The sequence below is a fragment of the Microbacterium sp. TPD7012 genome, from assembly GCF_003075395.1.
GTDB lineage: Bacteria > Actinomycetota > Actinomycetes > Actinomycetales > Microbacteriaceae > Microbacterium.
The window spans coordinates 780,683-798,374 of the sequence record NZ_QDFV01000002.1; the positions used below are offsets into that span (position 1 = coordinate 780,683).

15 protein-coding genes are annotated in these 17,692 nt (G+C 69.8%); 6 read left to right on the forward strand and 9 right to left on the reverse strand.

Annotated features, from left to right (window positions below; genetic code table 11):
* Positions 1–23: 23 nt before the first annotated feature.
* Positions 24–1,547 carry an ATP-dependent DNA ligase gene (locus tag DC434_RS07705; protein WP_116634678.1) on the reverse strand — a complete coding sequence of 508 codons (1,524 nt, stop codon included), beginning with the start codon at positions 1,545–1,547 and terminating at the stop codon, positions 24–26.
* A gap of 105 nt (positions 1,548–1,652) precedes the next feature.
* Here DC434_RS07705 and DC434_RS07710 point away from each other — a divergent pair, with 105 nt between their 5' ends.
* The 3 genes from DC434_RS07710 to DC434_RS07720 are packed head-to-tail and all read left to right on the forward strand — an operon-like array spanning position 1,653 to position 7,590.
* Entirely contained in the window at positions 1,653–2,345 is a 693-nt protein-coding gene (locus DC434_RS07710) for a uridine kinase (RefSeq protein WP_207769923.1), read from the forward strand.
* Between the two features lie 24 nt (positions 2,346–2,369).
* Positions 2,370–2,771 (forward strand): hypothetical protein, encoded by a 402-nt coding sequence (locus tag DC434_RS07715; RefSeq protein WP_116634679.1) that lies wholly within the window; start codon positions 2,370–2,372, stop codon positions 2,769–2,771.
* Between the two features lie 13 nt (positions 2,772–2,784).
* Complete coding sequence (locus DC434_RS07720; protein WP_116634680.1) at positions 2,785–7,590, forward strand: DUF4132 domain-containing protein; 4,806 nt, start codon at positions 2,785–2,787, stop codon at positions 7,588–7,590.
* Positions 7,591–7,627: 37 nt separating this feature from the next.
* On the opposite strand, the gene DC434_RS07725 is transcribed toward DC434_RS07720, so the two are convergent.
* The 7 genes from DC434_RS07725 to DC434_RS07755 form a co-directional block, all read right to left on the reverse strand.
* Positions 7,628–8,398, reverse strand: coding sequence for an enoyl-CoA hydratase/isomerase family protein (locus tag DC434_RS07725; RefSeq protein ID WP_116634681.1), 771 nt, complete (start codon positions 8,396–8,398; stop codon positions 7,628–7,630).
* 57 nt (positions 8,399–8,455) lie between these two features.
* Entirely contained in the window at positions 8,456–9,622 is a 1,167-nt protein-coding gene (gene paaE / locus DC434_RS07730) for a 1,2-phenylacetyl-CoA epoxidase subunit PaaE (RefSeq protein ID WP_116634682.1), read from the reverse strand.
* The gene (gene paaD / locus DC434_RS07735; protein ID WP_116634683.1) at positions 9,622–10,134 is read right to left on the reverse strand and encodes a 1,2-phenylacetyl-CoA epoxidase subunit PaaD; all 513 of its coding nucleotides are present in this window, start codon (positions 10,132–10,134) and stop codon (positions 9,622–9,624) included. Before paaD ends, paaE begins: the two co-directional genes overlap by 1 nt.
* Positions 10,128–10,976, reverse strand: a complete 849-nt coding sequence (gene paaC / locus DC434_RS07740; protein WP_116634684.1) for a 1,2-phenylacetyl-CoA epoxidase subunit PaaC — start codon at positions 10,974–10,976, stop codon at positions 10,128–10,130. Before paaC ends, paaD begins: the two co-directional genes overlap by 7 nt.
* On the reverse strand, positions 10,973–11,278 hold the full coding sequence (gene paaB, locus DC434_RS07745; protein WP_116634685.1) for a 1,2-phenylacetyl-CoA epoxidase subunit PaaB: 306 nt from the start codon (positions 11,276–11,278) through the stop codon (positions 10,973–10,975). The genes paaC and paaB overlap by 4 nt, the downstream gene beginning before the upstream one ends.
* Positions 11,278–12,258, reverse strand: coding sequence for a 1,2-phenylacetyl-CoA epoxidase subunit PaaA (gene paaA, locus DC434_RS07750; RefSeq protein ID WP_116634686.1), 981 nt, complete (start codon positions 12,256–12,258; stop codon positions 11,278–11,280). Before paaA ends, paaB begins: the two co-directional genes overlap by 1 nt.
* A gap of 78 nt (positions 12,259–12,336) precedes the next feature.
* The gene (locus DC434_RS07755; protein WP_116634687.1) at positions 12,337–12,756 is read right to left on the reverse strand and encodes a pilus assembly protein CpaE; all 420 of its coding nucleotides are present in this window, start codon (positions 12,754–12,756) and stop codon (positions 12,337–12,339) included.
* 207 nt (positions 12,757–12,963) lie between these two features.
* Here DC434_RS07755 and DC434_RS07760 point away from each other — a divergent pair, with 207 nt between their 5' ends.
* The gene (locus DC434_RS07760) at positions 12,964–15,096 is read left to right on the forward strand and encodes a DEAD/DEAH box helicase (protein ID WP_116634688.1); all 2,133 of its coding nucleotides are present in this window, start codon (positions 12,964–12,966) and stop codon (positions 15,094–15,096) included.
* 47 nt (positions 15,097–15,143) lie between these two features.
* Here DC434_RS07760 and DC434_RS07765 read toward each other — a convergent pair whose 3' ends face one another.
* A complete protein-coding gene (locus DC434_RS07765; protein WP_116634689.1) occupies positions 15,144–15,911 on the reverse strand; it encodes an IclR family transcriptional regulator in 768 nt (255 codons plus the stop codon).
* A gap of 146 nt (positions 15,912–16,057) precedes the next feature.
* Here DC434_RS07765 and dhaK point away from each other — a divergent pair, with 146 nt between their 5' ends.
* Together dhaK and dhaL are read left to right on the forward strand one after the other, a co-directional pair.
* Positions 16,058–17,050 (forward strand): dihydroxyacetone kinase subunit DhaK, encoded by a 993-nt coding sequence (gene dhaK / locus DC434_RS07770; RefSeq protein ID WP_116634690.1) that lies wholly within the window; start codon positions 16,058–16,060, stop codon positions 17,048–17,050.
* Positions 17,050–17,691, forward strand: coding sequence for a dihydroxyacetone kinase subunit DhaL (gene dhaL, locus DC434_RS07775; protein ID WP_116634691.1), 642 nt, complete (start codon positions 17,050–17,052; stop codon positions 17,689–17,691). Before dhaK ends, dhaL begins: the two co-directional genes overlap by 1 nt.
* The last annotated feature ends 1 nt before the right edge of the window (position 17,692 follow it).

Here is a 17,692-nt window from a genome sequence, read left to right on the forward strand (position 1 = left end):
TCGCGGATACGCGATATTTATCCTCACCCGCGGAGCAGCGCGCGCAGCGTCTGGATCGTGTCGGCTTCGGCGGGCGTCTTGTCGGGGCGGTAACCCTTCACGCGGGCGAAGCGGAGCGCGATGCCGCCGGGATAGCGCGGAGAGCGCTGCACACCGTCGATCGCGATCTCCACGACGATCTCGGGTCGCAGGAAAACCGTGCCCTGCGTACGCCGCGTCTCGTACCCGGGGAACGTCTCGGTCTGCCACCGCAGCAGCTCGTCGGTGAGGCCCTTGAACGTCTTGCCCACCATGACGTAGCCACCGGGATCGCCGAACTCGCCGTCAGTGTCGAGGGCGCCGAGATGCAGGTTCGACAGCCAGCCCTGTCGTCGGCCGGAGCCCCACTCGGCGCCGAGGACCACGAGGTCGTAGGTCAGCACCGGCTTGACCTTGACCCAGGATTTGCCGCGCCGACCGGCGGCGTAGGGTGCATCGATCGACTTGACGACCACGCCCTCGTGCCCGGCCGCGAGGGCCTCGCGGGACAGCTGTTCGGCGGCATCCGGATCGGCGGTGATGACACCCGGCATCCGCCATTCTCCGGCCACGCGTTCGAGTTCGGCGAGGCGGGTGGACAGCGGCTCGTCGAGCAGATCGCGGCCGTCGACGTGCAGGAGGTCGAAGAACCAGGGCCGCAGCAGGAGTTCGCGGGAGACGTCGGCGCCGAACCGCGACATCGTCTCCTGGAACGGACGCGGCCCGCCGTCTTCGTCGAGGGACAGGGTCTCTCCGTCGAGGATGAGATCGTGCGCCGGAAGCGACCGCACGATCTCGACGAGCTCCGGGACGCGGTGCGTGATGTCGGCGAGGCTGCGGGTGTAGACGCCGACGTCGTCGCCGTGACGATGCACCTGGATGCGGGCGCCGTCGAGCTTGTACTCGACGGAGGCCTGGCCGGTGATCTCGAGCGCTGCGGTGGGAGTCGCCGCCGTGGCGGCCAGCATCGGCAGCACGGGACGCCCGACCTGCAGGCCGATAGCGTCGAGGTCTTCGGCGGTGCCGGTCAGCGCAACGAGCGCGGTCTCGCCCAGGTCGCCCGAGAGCATCGCTGCCCGCCGCACGGTCGCGGGAACGCGGCCTGACGCCTTCGCGATCGCGTCGAGCACCACACCGCCGAGCGCACCGGTGCGCAGCTCGCCGAGCATGGCGCGCACGAGGAAGTCCCACTCGTCGGCGGTCGCACGTGCCGCGAGCGTGCCGAGGGCGCTGCTGCGCGTGGCAGCGGAACCGGCGCCGGATGCCGCGGCGAGGGCGTCGAGCGATTCGTCCACATCGGCGATCGTGAGACTCGAGTTCTCGGCGTGCGAGACCTCGAGTGCCGCGACGCCTCGCCAGCCCACGCCGAGCCGACCCTGGCGCGGCGACGCGAGGAGCAGCCCGACGAGCGGCGCGATCTCCTCGGGTTCCGCCGTCGCCAGCAGCCGCGCGAGCGCGTCGATCTTGGCCAGGCGCGACGACGTGGCGGCGACTTCTTCGGTGGTGGAGACGAGCTCCGAGAGCTTCATCCCCGCATTCTCGCACCGGGGTCGGACACGCGCGCCGGATTCTGCGCAGCCTGAGGAACGTCATCGGTATGGCACGATCGGAGACCTACATGCGAGAGGCGGAAGATGAGCGATCAGCGGGCGGGGTTCCTCGCGACGCTGCTCGCGCTGATGCCCGTCCCCGAGCCCGATGGCCCGAATGTCATCTTCGGGATCGACGGCGTCGACGGCTCGGGCAAGACACGGCTCGCGGATGAACTGGCCGCGCAGATGCCCTCGTCCAGCCCGGTCGTCCGGGTCTCGATCGACGGATTCCACCACCTGCGCGAGCACCGCTACCGCCTCGGAGCCAGCTCGCCGGAGGGCTTCTGGCTGGACTCCTACGACTATGAACAGTTCCATCAGGAGGTCATCGACCCGTTCCGCAGCGGCCGAGGCACCTATCTGCCTGCGGGACACGACGTCGACTCCGACAGACTCCTGAGCGGCCCCCGTCGTGATGTTCCGCGCGGGAGCATCCTCCTCGTCGACGGCATTTTCCTTCACCGACCGGAGCTTGTCGACGTCTGGGATCTCTCGATCTTCCTCGACGTGCCGTTCACGGAATCCGTCCGCCGGATGTCTGCGCGCGACGGGCTGCCAGGCGACCCCGATGTCGAGGAGAACACGCGCTACGTCGGAGGACAGAAGCTGTATCTGTCGGAGTGTCGACCGGCCGATCGCGCCACGATCCTTGTCGACTATCGACACCTCGATCGTCCACGCATCCGGCGTGCGGCGCGGCGACCCGCCCATCAACACCATCGGGAAGGAACGTGAACGGCTTCATGTCAGGATGGTCGGATGATCGTCGAGACCGCACTGCTGGGTAGCCGAGCGGTCGGCGAAGAGCTGACCATATCCGGTGTCGACGGCGAGCGCTCGCTGCGTGCGCTGCTGCGTACTCTCGTAGAGCACGAGCTGGCCGCATACGAGGCGTATCGCTCCCGGTCGGCCGTGCTGCAGATCCTCACACCCGCCGACCTCGCCATCGGCGTCGACACCGGGCGCTACGGCCGCGAGCCGCGCGCCATGCCCGAGGCCCCGGCATTCGACGACGCTTACGCGCGCGCCGTCGAAGCGTTTTCCGACGAGCTGTTCTTCGTCTTCGTCGACGACGTCCGGATCGCCGACCTCGACCACATCATCACGATCGAGCCGCAGACCCGCCTCCGGCTCGTGCGGCTCGTCGCCCTGACGGGATAGGGAAACAGAACCAGTGCTGACAGCCGAGCAGGCCAAGGAAGAACTGCGCACGTACTGCTCGTGCGATGACAAGGGGCGGCGTCCCATCCAGGCGCAGGGCTGGGGCACGCCGCGGCTCGCCCGCCGCATAGAGGACAACCTGAACGATCGCTCCGGTGATCACGATCCGGAAGCGGCGGCAGAGGTGCGACGCACTGCCGACGCCATCGCTGCCGAACTCGATGAGCTCTCGACGCGCGAGCGCACCAAGGTGTTCAAGGCGTTCTCGCCCTCGCTCGCCGCTGAGCTCGCGCACTGGTGGGAGTGGTCGATGTCGCGCCCCTACCTGCGCGGCTGGTCTCATCGCGGATATCGCTCGTCCGACCCGGCGCGCACCCGCGCATACCGGTGGTCGACCTTGACAGCGCTGCTGGGCCACGCGACCCATTACCCCCAGCCGATCGATTGGCACGCCACGTGGCTGCTGCACCTTCCGGAGAACCTGCCGCTCGGAGACCTTCTCGCCTCGGCGATGGATGCCGGGAACACGGCCGTTCGACGGGTCCTGGTCGACAGCGTCGCGGGTGCGCATGCGGTCGGCGGTCCGTCGGTGCAGGGATATCTCGCCCTGCTCGCCGGCAGCGACCGTGAACTGTGGGACGTCGTGGCTCGGCAGCTGCGCGAGGCGGGTCGGGCGGAAGGGCTGCGCCAGACGATCTTCGAGTCTCTGGACCTTGCGCATCCCGACGCGCTCACGCTCTTCCTTGAGCTCATCGTCGAGAACAACCTGGTGCGGTTCTCCAGCGCGGTCCGGGCACTGTCGGAGTGGGTGGGTGAAGACCTGAAGGTGGACCGGGCATCGCAGGCCGCCGACGCCTTCGCGACGCTCGCGCGGTTCCTGCGTCAGACGCCGGACGTCCAGCGGCTCCGCGCCGCCGCGCCTGTCGAGGTCTTCCTCGGCCTGTGGGTTCTCGCGGTGCACGACGTCGACACCGCTGTCGCCGCGGCATCCGCGCTCCTCGATGATGAAGACGCCGGTCGACGGCTCGCCGCGGCCCGCATCCTGATCGATGTCTCAGATCCGGCCGCGGCAGACTCTCTCGCCGTAGCGCTGGGCGACAACGACGTACGCGTCTTCGCCGTGGCCCTCGCGGCCTGGCCGATCCAGCGCGGGCAGGCCTACGGGACGATGCCGTTCACCGATCGAGTCCGAACGACGCTGAGCCGGCGGCTGGAGGATCTGGGTTCGGTGCAGAACGTCGACATCGGCATGCTCGCCCCGCGAGTCGTGAAGATGCAGAAGTCGGACGTCACCGATCTCCTGGCCGCCCACTCCGGTGTGGACGAGATCGATCTCGACGGCGCATCGGCCGACGCGCGCTACGCCGCGGCGAAGCGTTACGCGAAGGAGCCGGTGCGGTACCGGTCGCAGCTGCTGACCCTCGTGCTCGACGTCTCGTCGCAGGTGCGCTGGGAGGCGCGACGCGCGCTGGATGTCGACGAGATCACTGAGGAAGAGGCGTTGCCGCTCGAGCAGGCGCTCACCCGGAAGACCGACGATCTCCGGAAGTCGGCCCTGGGTCTCCTGCTGAAGCAGTCGCCCGGGCGCCTCGAGGCGACCGTCTCACGGCTGCGCGCAGGAAAGCCCGATCAGCGACGGGCAGCAGACGAACTCGCCCAGCTCGCCGGGCTCGACTCCGACGAGAAGAGCCCCGCCCCGGAATCAGGTGCAGCCGGTGACGACGTCGCGGGCGCGATGGCGCATGCCGACAGCCGTCCGCCCCTCCTTCGATTCGGCGTCGCCGACCGCACCCCGGCCGTCCGTCCGGCCGCCCCGCCGGCATCGCGATGGAAGGCGTATCACCCGGGTGCCCGGCGCATCTGGCTGTCGTTGGGCGCGTGGCTGGACGAGCACGCGAACGTCGAGGTGCAGACGCGGGGCGGCGTCGAACTGCTCGCCAACATCAGGAACATCGAGCGGAACGACGACGGCTCGATGCCCGCCGCCGACCTGCTGGACCCCTGGTGGGAGCGCATCAGCGGTGAACTCGTCGACGGCGGAGTCGAGCTCGTCCTGCTCCGGCTGCTGAACGCGGATGACGGGCCGCGAGGGGTCCAGGTGCTGGGCGACATCGGGCGGGACCGCGGTGATCGGACGGCATCCCTCCGACTGGATCTGATCCGACACCTCGTCCACCGCGAGTGGCGATCGACCTGGACGGAGCCCGTGCTGGACCTGATCGCCCTGTCTGCCGCAGAGCTGCCGGTCGAACAGCTGATCGGTCCCCGGAACGTCCAGTTCGACGACAGTCGTCGACGCATCGGACGCGACCCGCGAGAAGACGATTCGGTGTTCCGGGGGGCGTGGAACCACCTGAACCCCGCGTCGCTCGACGACGGGCAACTCGATCGCCTGTGGCGGATGCTGCGCTTCGTGGACGAACCGGAGGGTGCGGTCGATCAGTGGGCGGCGCCCAAGGTCGAGCTGCGCGATCCTTCGTACTGGGGCGCCGCCGAGACCGTCGTCGACCAGCCTTTCCGGTACCGGCCGCCCCTGGCGACGGTGATCGAGGCGTTCGAGCGCGGGATCGCCACCCGCGCGGACCTCGTCGACCATGTGTTCACACGCCCCCGTCTGCGCGGCGAGCTCGACGTCGCCGAGAGCGATCCGCTGGCCCGGTTCACCGCGATCACGGGCGCGCCGCCCGCGACCCAGGCGGTGGTGGAGGAGGTGCAGCGCACGGTGACCGAGCTCGAACTGCCTCGCGGCGACCACGAGACGCCGTATTCCCGGATGGCGATGTCCCTGGAGCGGGCGACGGGCGCCGACAACCTGGTCGCCGTGCTCCGGACTCTGGGGCGACGTCCGTTCACGCGGCGCTATCTGTACGCGAGCGACCGCGAAGGCGTGTTCTCCCACCTCGTCCGCATCAGCTACCCCGCACCCGACGAGACCGTCGCCTCGATCGCTCGTGCTTTCGCCGGCTCGAAGCTTCCCGAGAGCCGCATCATCGAGACCGCGATGTATTCGCCGCAGTGGGCGCAGCTGTTCGAGGAGCACCTGGGATGGCCGGGATTCGCCTCCGCCGTCTGGTGGCTGCACGCGCACACCCCCGTCGACACGTACGACGTCAGCGGGCGCATCCGCGCAGAGCGGTCACGGGAGATCCAGCAGCGCACACCCGTGTCGGACGAGGAGCGCGAGAAGGGCTGCGCGGACGCCGAGTGGTTCCACCGGCTCCACGCCGAACTGGGCGACGACCGGCTCGATCGTGTGCTCAAGGCATCGAAGTTCGCCTCGGCGTCCGGTGAGCACAAGCAGGCCGAGCTCTTCGCGAACGCGCTGCGCGGCAAGGTCGCCGAGGACGAGCTGCTCACGCGCATGCACGAGAAGCGCCATCAGGACGCCGTGCGCGCCTACGGACTGCTGCCGCTGAGCGGTGATCCGGATCAGCTGTTGCGCCGGTACGAGGTGCTCCGTGCGTTCGTCAGCACCGGGAAGACGAACGGACCCCAGCGCCGCGCGACCGAGACGGCGGCCGTGCACACGGCGCTGGAGAACCTCGCCCGCACGGCCGGGTATCGCGATCCGCAGCGCCTGATCTGGGCGATGGAGGCGAGGGCGGGTGAAGACCTCAGTCGTGGACCGGTCACGGCCGTCGACGGCGATGTGACGGTCAGCCTCACGATCGACGACATGGGCATGCCCGAGATCGCGGTCGACCGCGCCGGCAAGACCCTGGCAGCCGTGCCGGCCAAGAGCCGCAAGATCGAGGAGATCGCCGCTCTGACGACCCGGGCGCGCGACCTCAAGAAGCAGGCGCAGCGGGTCCGCGCCTCGCTCGAGGCCGCCTGCGTGCTCGGCGACGTCATCGATGCGGAGGAGCTCGCGCTCCTGCAGGCGCACCCGATCCTCGGCCGGATGCTGTCGGACCTGGTGATGGTCGATGGCGAAGGCCGCGTGGGGTTCCTCAGCGCCGGGGGAGACGAGCTCGTCCGCGCGGATGACTCGAGGTTCCGCGCGGTCGGAGACCTGCGCATCGCGCATCCGGTCGATCTGCTGGCGAGCGGAGACTGGCCCGAACTCCAGCACGCGGTGATGACGAGCGGACGTCCGCAGCCGTTCAAGCAGCTGTTCCGCGAGCTGTACCTCCTCAACGAGAACGAGAAGTCCGAGCAGGGGATCTCGTCGCGGCGCTACGTCGGACACCAGCTCGACTCGAGGCGGGCAGCCGGTCTGTTCCTCGCCCGCGGCTGGGTCAGGGACTACGGGCTCGGATACGGGCGCACCTTCCACAACGAGAGGATCACGGCGTTCTGCAACGCCTCAGGAGGGTGGGGAACTCCCGGCGACGTCGAGGAGACCGCACTCGACGACGTCCGGTTCGCTCGCGCGGGCTCGTATGAGGCGCTCGCGCTGGCCGACGTTCCACCTCGCGTCTTCTCAGAGACGATGCGGGATCTCGACCTGGTGGTCTCGGTCGCCCATGCCAGCGGCGTCGATCCGCAGGCCTCGGAGTCGAGTATCGAGATGCGCCAGAGACTCGTCGACGAGACGTGTCGGCTTCTCGGACTCGAGAATGTCGAGGTCGAGGGACACCATGCGCGCGTGAAGGGATCGCTCGGGATCTACTCCGTGCACCTGGGCTCCGGCATCGTGCATCGCATCCCGGGGAACACGCTGTTCATCATCCCGGTGAGCGCACAGCACCGCGGCCGGGTCTTCCTCCCGTTCGTCGATGACGATCCCCGAACGGCGGAGATCGTGTCGAAGGTCGTGATGCTCTCGCGCGACGACAAGATCACCGATCCGACGATCCTCGGTCAGATCGTTCGCTGACGCCGGATCAGGCGGCGGCCGGCGGATGCTGCCGCGCTCAGCGCCCCCGGAACTCCGGCTTCCGCTTCTCCTGGAAGGCGGCGAAGCCCTCGCGGTAGTCGTCCGAGTCGCAGAGCGCGGCCTGCGCGGCGTTCTCGATGTCGACCGAGTCCCACAGGGCCAGTCGCTCGTCGCGGATCCGGGCGACGAGCTGCTTGCTGGCGAGGAACGCAGCCGTGGCTCCTCGTGCGGCGGTGGCAGCGGCATCCGTCGTCGTGGAGACGACCTCGTCGTCGGGGAAGACCCGCGAGAACAGACCGGATGCCACGGCCTCGGCACCGCTCATCAGGCGGCCGGTGTAGATGAGGTCGAGGGTCTTGTGGGCACCGAGCCGATCGAGGAAGAGCGCGTGCCCTCCCGAATCGAGCGTCGCCCCGAGCGCGGCGAACGGCGAGCCGATCTTCGCGGACTCCGAGACGTAGACGACATCCGTCGCGATCAGCAGGCCGAGCCCCACGCCGAGGCAGGCGCCGTGCGCGACCGCGAACGTCGGTGCGGGGAAGCGCGACATGCGCTGCAGCAGCGGTGTCACGAGTCCGCCGAGGTAGCCGATCACGTCGTCTTCTCGCGGGTCGACGCCGGAGATGTCGCGTCCGGCGCAGAACGCCCGCCCTTCGCCGCGCAGCACGAGGGCGCGGACGCCCGCGGACTCGGCTTCGGCGTACGCGGCGTCGAGCCCGTGCAGTGCCTGCTCGTCGAGGGCATTCAGCTTGTCGGGCGCGTTCAGCACGATCGTGGCGACGTCATCGGCGATGGTGAGATCGATCATGGGGTTCCTCTCGGCGGGCCCTTCGAGAAGCTCAGGGACCCAGGCGACGCACTCCGGTCATACGTCGTAGTCGACGACCACGCGGTCGCTGGTGGGATGGGACTGGCAGGTGAGCACGTAGCCCCGCTCGAGCTCGTCGGGCTCAAGCGCGTAGTTCTCCGTCATGCTCACGCTGCCCTCGATCACGCGGGCGCGGCACGTGCCGCAGACGCCGCCCGCGCAGGCGAACGGGGCATCGGGACGCACGCGCAGCGCCGCATTCAGCACCGATTCGTGCGCGTCGACCGGACTCTCCACCGTCGAGGAGACGCCGTCGAGATTCACCTCGATGCGGAATGTCGCAGCTCCCGCGCGCACCTCGACCGGCCGGGCGGTGCGCAGCGGCTCGTCACCCGTCGTGAACAGCTCGAACCGGATGTGCTCGCGTGCGACGCCGACGTCGGCGAGCACCTCGCGGCACAGATCCACCAGCGCGAGGGGCCCGCACAGGAACCACTCGTCGACGTCGGCAGGATCGATGAGCGAGGCGAAGATGGTCCGCAGCTTCTCCTCGTCGATCCGCCCCGAGAGCACCGGAGCCGTCCGCTGCTCCCGCGACAGCACGTGGTGCAGCGTCACGCGGGTCGGGTACCGGTCCTTGAGATCGGCGAGATCCTCCAGGAACATCACGTCGAGGGTCGACCGGTTCGTGTAGAGCAGGGTGAAGCGCGAGGTCGTCGACCGGGTGAGCACCGTGTGTGCGAGCGCCATGAGCGGCGTGATGCCGGAGCCTGCGGCGATGCCGACCACGTGCTTGTGATCGAGATCGTCGAGGCCCGAGGTGAAGGTGCCCTGCGGGCTCATCACATCGATCTCGAACCCGGGATGCAGGCCGGTCTGCGCCCAGGTGGAGAACAGGCCGCCCTCGTCGCGCTTCACCGCGACGCTGAGCCGGGTCGGCCGGCCGTCGGTGCGGTGCTCGGGAGCTCGGCACAGCGAGTACGAGCGGCGCACTTCCGTGCCCTTGAGCGTGGTCCGCAGCGCCACGTACTGGCCCGGCAGGTGGTCGTAGTCATCGGCCAACTCGGCCGGCACGGTGAAGGTCACCTCGACGGCGTCGTCGGTGAGCGGACGCACGTCCTCGACCGTGAGCGTGTGGAAGCGGGCGCGCGTGCGCTCGCCGGGCAAGCGATGCGGCGGGACGGATGCCGAGGCGGCGGCTCGCGCGGAGGAGAAGAGCGACATCAGTGCACCTTGAAATGGTCGAAGGGCTCGAGGCAGGCGCGGCACTCGAACAGGGACTTGCAGGAGGTGGAGCCGAAGCGGGAGACCTCGTGCGTGTCGAGCGAGCCGCAGCGCGGGCAGCGCACGCTGATCGCCAGGCGGATCGGACCGCCCTTCGACAGACTCAGGGACCCCGTAGCGGCGCGGCCGGAGGGCGGCGCGATGCCGTAGGCCTCGAGCTTCTGCTTGCCGGCATCCGTCATCCAGTCCGTCGTCCAGGCGGGGGAGAGGACGAAGCGCACGTCGACCTCCGCGAAGCCCGCCGCCGTCAGCGACATGATCACGTCGTCGCGGATCGTGTCCATCGCCGGGCATCCGCTGTACGTCGGCGTGATGTCGACGCGCACACGGTCGCCGTCGGCCTCGACCGCGCGGAGCACCCCGAGGTCCTCGATCGTGAGGACGGGAACCTCGGGGTCGGGGACGGCGGCGGCGATCCGCCATGCCGCCTGCGTCGGAGTGAGGGTCACCATGACGCCCCCGGATGCCGACGCGCGAGTACCTGCATCTCGGCGAGGATATGGCCCAGCGGAGTCGCGTGTGCGCCGCGCCGTCCTCCGGCGGAGGAGGCGGCGACCGGCGGCACGGCCAACTCGGCCTCGGCGAACACCGTGTCGACCACACCGTCGAAGCCCGCGCGCAGGCTCGACGGGCGCACGGCGGCATCGCCCAGCCGGTCGATCAGGTCGTCGTCGCGGAACAGCTCGTCGACGTACGGCCAGACGTCACCGGTCGCGCGGATGACCCGGGCTCGCGACTCCTCCGTGCCGCCGGCGAGGCGCAGCATCCACTGCACGGCGTGATCGCGGTGATAGTCGACCTCTTTCAGAGACTTCTCGGCGATCGCCGCGAACGTCTCGTCACTGCTCGTCCGCAGCGCCGAGTAGAGCTCGAACATGTAGGTCGACACCACGAACTGCCGGGCGATGGTCTGCGCGAAGTCGCCGTTGGGCTGCTGCACGATCCAGGCGCACCGGAACTCGGGTTCGTCGCGGAAGAACGCGAGGTCGTCTTCGCTCCGGCCGTCATAGGAGCCGGCGTAGTGCAGGAGCGAGCGGGCATGGCCGAGCAGATCGAGGGCGATGTTGCCGAGCGCCACGTCTTCCTCGAGCTCGGGTGCGCGGGAGATCCAGGCGCCGAGCTGCTGCGAGAGGATCAGCGCGTCGTCGCCGAGGCGGAGCGCGTACTCGGCGATGTCGGCGGACGCGGCGATCGCGCCTGTGCCGGAGAGCTCATCGCTGAGCTGCAGCGCGTCGACGGTCACGTCGCCGTGGATGTCGGCATCCGGAGTGGGGTGTGGCGAGCGAAGGGTCACAGGTGCGGCACCCCCTCGGACGCCGTGTAGTACACGGCGTGCCGGTAGTTCTTGCCGGCGGGGCTCTCGAAGTACGCGCCCTTCGCATCAGGGTCGCTGGTGGTGATCGCGTCGGCCGGAACGGCCCAGATCGACACGCCCTCGCCGCGACGCGTGTAGAGGTCGCGGGCGTTGCGGATGGCCATCTCGGCATCCGGGGCGTGCAGCGAGCCCACGTGCACGTGGCTCAGGCCGCGATTCGCGCGGACGAAGACCTCCCACAGGGGCCAGGGCTCGCGCTCGTCGGCGCCGGGGCTCGCCATCAGGCCACGGCCTTCGTCTTGACGGCCTGCTTGCGGGCGTACTCCGCCGCGGCCTCGCGCACCCAAGCGCCCTCTTCGTGGGCGGTCCGCCGGCGTTCGAGTCGCTCGGCGTTGCAAGGACCGTTGCCGCGCAGCACCTCGAAGAACTCGTCCCAGTCGATCTCGCCGATGACGTACTGGCCGGTCTCCGCGTCGAAGCGCAGGTCGGGGTCGGGCAGCGTGACGCCGAGGATCTCGGCCTGCGGCACCAGCATCCCGACGAAGCGCTGACGCAGATCGTCGTTGGAGAAGCGCTTGATCTTCCACTTCATCGACTGAGCGGAGTTCGGAGACTGCTCGTCGGGCGGCCCGAACATCGCCAGGCTCGGCCAGTACCAGCGGTTCACGGCATCCTGCGCCATCTGTCGCTGCTCCTCAGAGCCCTGCATCAGGCTGAGCAGGATCTCGAATCCCTGGCGCTGATGGAACGACTCCTCCTTGCAGACGCGCACCATGGCGCGGCCGTAGGGTCCGTACGACGCACGGCACAGCGGCACCTGGTTGACGATCGCCGCGCCGTCGACGAGCCAGCCGATCGCGCCCATGTCGGCCCAGGTCGGGGTGGGGTAGTTGAAGATCGACGAGTACTTGGCCTTGCCGCTGATGAGCTGGTCCATCATCTCGTCGCGCGTGATCCCGAGGGTCTGCGCGGCCGAGTAGAGATAGAGACCGTGGCCGGCTTCGTCCTGCACCTTGGCCATCAGGATCGCCTTGCGCTTGAGGCTCGGCGCGCGGGTGATCCAGTTGCCCTCCGGCTGCATCCCGATGATCTCGGAGTGCGCGTGCTGGGAGATCTGCCGGATGAGCGTCTTGCGGTAGGCGTCGGGCATCCAGTCGCGGGGTTCGATGCGCTGCTCGTTCGCGATGAGCTCGTCGAACGTGCGCTCCGCATCCGAGATCTCGCTCGGGACCAGGGAGAGGTCTCCGGGGGTGGTCGTCATGGCTCCTCATTCAGCATCTTTACTGACCGATCGTTAGGTTATTCTGGCACAGAAGGTCGCCCCTCTTCAAGGCGGGTGTCAGTGCGAGCGCGAGATCAGTTCCAGGAGGGCCCGACCGTACGCCTCGGCCGGGTCCGGATGCTCGAACGAGAGGCCGTTCCCGGCGATCTCGATGTCCACGCGGAAGGTGTCGTCGAGACGCACCAGCGAGCGGAAAGTGCCGCGCAGCAGGTCGCGCAGCTGGTCCTCGCGCGGCAGCCAGACCGCGTCCGCGAGAGTCACGGCGTCGAGCGCCCATTCCGTCGTGCCGTTGAACGCGAGATCGGTGCCGCTCGGCGTCTGGCGCGCCTCGATCGTCATCTCGCTGACCGTGAAGACGTCGGCCTCCGCCTCGAGCTCCACGTCGTCGGGCAGGTCGAGCTGGAAGCGGTCGCCTTCGGACGGGTGCCAGCCGATGCCGGCATCCCGCAGGGCGACGGCGAGTTCGCGGGTGATCATGCTCCTACGCTAGGCGCGATCTGCGGCCCGGGATCGACACATCTGCAGGTTGAGAGTACGGATGCAGGTCCGGAGAGGTGTTCTGAACCTGCATCTGTGTTTTCATCCGACAAGTCGGGCCCGGATGCCGGATGCCGGGATCCCGGGCGCGGTCGAGCCTGTGGATGACGGCCGCGAGGTGTCGGTGGCGTGAGGCAGAGTGGGGGCATGACCTCCCCCTCTCCCGTCGACACCCGCGAGGCCGCGCTCGCCGCACTGCGCGAGCTCGTCGGCCGCCCCGACGCCGACTTCCACGACGGACAGTACGAGGCGATCGAGGCGCTGGTCGAGGGGCGCCGCCGCGCGCTCGTGGTGCAGCGCACCGGCTGGGGCAAGTCGGCGGTCTACTTCGTCGCGACGCTTCTGCTGCGGCGGCAGGGCGCCGGGCCGACCGTGCTCGTGTCGCCCCTGCTGGCGCTCATGCGCGACCAGATCGCCGCCGCCGAGCGCGCCGGGGTGCGCGCGGTCGCCATCAACTCCACGAACGCGCACGAGTGGACCGACGTGCTCGCGCAGCTCGACCGCGACGAGGTCGACGTGCTGCTGGTCTCGCCCGAGCGGCTGAACAACCCCGCGTTCCGCGAGGAGCAGCTGCCGGCACTGGTCCGGCGCATCGGCATGCTGGTCGTCGACGAGGCGCACTGCATCAGCGACTGGGGACACGACTTCCGTCCCGACTACCGCCGGCTGCGCGACCTCATCGCCCAGATGCCGGCCGACGTGCCCGTGCTCGCGACGACGGCGACCGCGAACAGCCGGGTCGTGGCCGATGTGGCCGAGCAGCTCGGCAGTCTGACCGAGGGCACGGGGGAGGCCGCCGCAGCCGCCGCGCCGGTGCTCACGATCCGGGGCCCCCTCGCGCGCACCTCGCTGCGGCTGGGCGTGCTGCGGCTGCGCGATTCGGCGAGCCGCCTGGCCTGGCTGCTGAGCCATCTCGATGACCTGCCCGGTTCCGGCATCATCTACACGCTGACCGTCGCCGCGGCCGTCGACACCGCCCGGCTGCTGCGCGACCACGGCCACGACGTGCGGGCGTACACCGGGCAGACAGACACCGAGGAGCGCGCCGAGTCGGAGGGGATGCTGAAGCGCAACGAGGTCAAGGCGCTCGTCGCGACCAGTGCTCTGGGCATGGGCTTCGACAAGCCCGATCTGGGCTTCGTGCTGCACCTGGGCGCGCCCTCGTCTCCCGTGGCGTACTACCAGCAGGTGGGTCGTGCCGGTCGTGCGAGCGAGAGCGCCGACGTTCTGCTGTTGCCCGGGGTGGAAGACCGCGACATCTGGCACTACTTCGCGACCGCGTCCATGCCCGACAGGGAGCGCGCCGAGCGGGTGATCGGCGCCCTCGGCGATACGCCGATCTCGACGCCGGCGCTCGAGGCGATGGTCGACATCCGGCGGACGCCGCTCGAGCTGCTGCTGAAGGTGCTCGATGTCGACGGGGCCGTGCGGCGTGTGCAGGGCGGCTGGGTCGCGACCGGCGAGCCGTGGACCTACGACGCCGAGCGCTACGAGCGGATCGCCGCCGAGCGTGTCGCCGAGCAGCAGCACATGATCGAGTACGAGCAGACCGACGGATGCCGGATGGAGTTCCTGCAGCGCTCGCTCGACGACGACACAGCTGCTCCGTGTGGGAGGTGCGACAACTGCGCGGGCGGATGGTTCCCGCGCGAGATCGGGACGGCGGCGAGCACGCAGGCCGCGGAGTCGCTCGATCGGGTCGGGGTTCCGATCGAGCCCCGACGGGCCTGGCCGACGGGAGCCGACCGGCTCGGGGTGCCGCTCAAGGGCCGCATCGCCGCCGACGAGCAGGCCGGGGAGGGGCGGGCGCTCGCGCGTCTCACCGACCTGGGATGGGGGAACACGCTGCGTGACCTGTTCGCGGCGGGCGCGTCGGATGCAGCCGTCACGCCGGCGCTGCTCCAGGCGTGCGTCCGGGTGCTCGCCGGGTGGGGCTGGGCCGAGCGGCCGGTGGCGGTCGTCGCCCTGCCGTCGCGCTCGCGTCCGCTGCTGGTGGATTCGCTCGCCCGGGGCATCGCCGAGGTCGGCCGCCTGCCGTACCTGGGGGCGCTCGAACCGGTCGGCGGCGGCCCGACAGGGCAGCCCGGCGGGAACAGCGTCTTCCGCCTCGCCGGTCTCTGGGACCGGTTCAGCGCCGAGCACCTGGAGGTGCCTGCCGGCCCTGTGCTGCTCGTCGACGACCTGGTCGACAGCCGGTGGACGATGGCGGTCGCCGCTCGTGCGCTGCGGCAGGCGGGCGCGACCGACGTCCTTCCGCTCGCTCTCGCGCTGCGCGGCTGACGACCCTTCGTGGCTGTCGGCCCTGCGCAGCTGACGGCCTCGCGCGGTCAGTCCTCCGCGGGGGCGACGCGCGGCGGCCAGGACGTCGCGCCGAGTTCCCGCGAGATGTTGCGCGCCGTCTCGCGGAGCGCGTCGAGGATGGCATCCGAGGGCGGTGTCTGCGTGGTCGGCATCACCACCGCCACGGCTGCGACGATGTCGTTCGAGGCATCCGCGATGGGGGCCGCGATCGAGGACTCGCCGAGCACCGCCTCATCGAACTCTGCCGCGTTCCCGCGCTCGGCGATCGCGGGAAGCTCCAGGGTGAGCCGTGCGATGTCGGTCACCGTGTCGCCGGTGAGGCTGCGCAGCGGCTGCTCGAACACGCTCCGCTGGAACCCGAGGTCGTAGGCCAGCAGCACCTTGCCCATCGCCGAGGCGTGAGCCGGGATCGCGACCCCCGTCTCCAGCATCTGCTGACTGTCATCGGGGCGGAGGTTGTGGTGGATGACCAGCACATCGGTGAAGTGCGGGGCGCCGAGCCGTACGGAGAGGTTGGTGCGGCGGGCGAGCTCCTGCGTCCAGCGCATCGCCCGCGCGCGCACGTCGAGCGTGTCGAGGTAGACGTTGCTGAGACGCAGGAGAGTGGGGCCCAGCATGTAGCGCTGTCCGCCGCGCTCCTTCGCGACGAGGCCGTGCGAGCGCAGCGACTTCACGATGCCGTGCACGGTGGAGGGCGGAAGGCTGAGGGCCGCCGCGAGGTCGGTGATGCCCAGATGGCGCGCGCCCTGGAGCAGCTCGAGGATCTTCGCCGCACGGTCGATCGCCTGGATCACGGGGCATCCCTTCTTCCGGTTCGACGTCGAACCGGCTCGTCGTGCTGGTCTTCCGGATTGATCTTGACAACCCGACCGGGTCCGAGCATATTCGACATTAACGAATTGCTTTCCGATTTTCGCGAAAGAGATCAAAGGAGATCGCAGTGAAGAAGCTCATCAACGCCCCGGAAGACGTGCTCGTCGAGTCGCTCAGAGGCGTGGCGCTGGCCCATCCGGAGCTGTCGGTCGATCTCGAGACCCACGTCATCATGAGGGCGACGCCCAAGGCGCAGGGCAAGGTCGCCATCGTGTCCGGCGGCGGATCAGGACACGAACCGCTGCACGGCGGGTTCGTCGGCGAGGGCATGCTCGACGCCGCCGTGGCGGGAGAGGTCTTCACCTCGCCCACGCCCGACCGCGTGCAGGCCGCGACCAAGGCCGTCGACCGCGGTGCCGGGGTCCTGCACATCGTGAAGAACTACACCGGCGACGTGCTCAACTTCGAGATGGCGGCCGAACTGGCGTCGATGGAGGGCATCGAGGTCGGCAGCGTCGTGGTCGACGACGACGTGGCCGTGCAGGACTCGCTCTACACCGCGGGGCGTCGCGGCGTAGGCCTCACCGTGCTGCTGGAGAAGATCGTCGGTGCCGCCGCGGAGGAGGGCCAGGACCTCGCCTCGGTGGTCGAACTCGCGAAGCGCGTCAACGGCCAGGGGCGCTCGATGGGCATGGCGCTCACGAGCTGCACGGTCCCGGCCGCCGGCAAGCCGACCTTCGACCTCCCCGAGGACCAGATGGAGATCGGCATCGGCATCCACGGCGAGCCGGGTCGGCACCGTGAGCCGCTGGCTCCGGCATCCGACATCGCCCGTCAGCTCGTCGAGCCGATCCTCGCCGACCTCGACTTCGCCGGACCCGCGATCGTGATGGTCAACGGGATGGGGGCGACACCGCAGATCGAGCTGTACCTGATGTACGCCGAGGTCGCGGCGCTCCTCGAGAAGGCGGGCGTGCAGATCGTGCGGAACCTCGTCGGCAACTACATCACCTCGCTCGACATGGCCGGATGCTCCGTCACGGTGCTCAAAGTCGACGACGAGCTGCTGCGCCTGTGGGACGCCCCGGTGAACACCCCTGGTCTGCGGTGGGGGGCGTGATGGCGACCATCGGAACCGACACCCTGGTCGACTGGATCTCGCGCTTCCGCGACGCGGTGACCGAGAAGCGCGAGTGGCTCACGGAGCTGGACTCGGCGATCGGCGACGCCGACCACGGCGCGAACATGGCGCGCGGCATGAGCGCGGTGGGGGAGAAGCTCGCCGCGGGAGCCCCCGCGACGGCGGACGAACTGCTGAAGAGCGTCGGCATGACGCTCGTGAGCTCGGTCGGCGGCGCCAGCGGGCCGCTCTACGGCACCTTCTTCCTGCGCATGGGGATGACGGCCGGCGCGGTCGACGAGCTCGACGCCGCCGGCCTCGCATCCGCGTTGCGCGCGGGACTCGAGGGCATCGTCGCCCGCGGCAAGGCCGAGGCCGGCGACAAGACGATGTTCGACGCCATGGCACCCGCGGTCGACGCGCTCGATGCGGCGATCGCCGAAGGCGCCGATCTGTCGTCGGCGGCGCGGCGGGCCACCGATGCCGCGGCCGCAGGACGAGACGCGACCGAACCGCTCGTGGCCCGCAAGGGCCGGGCGAGCTATCTGGGCGAACGCAGCGCCGGACACCTCGACCCGGGTGCCGCCTCGACGGCCATCCTGTTCGACACGCTCTCCGCGGCGATCTCCGGCAGCTCCTGAT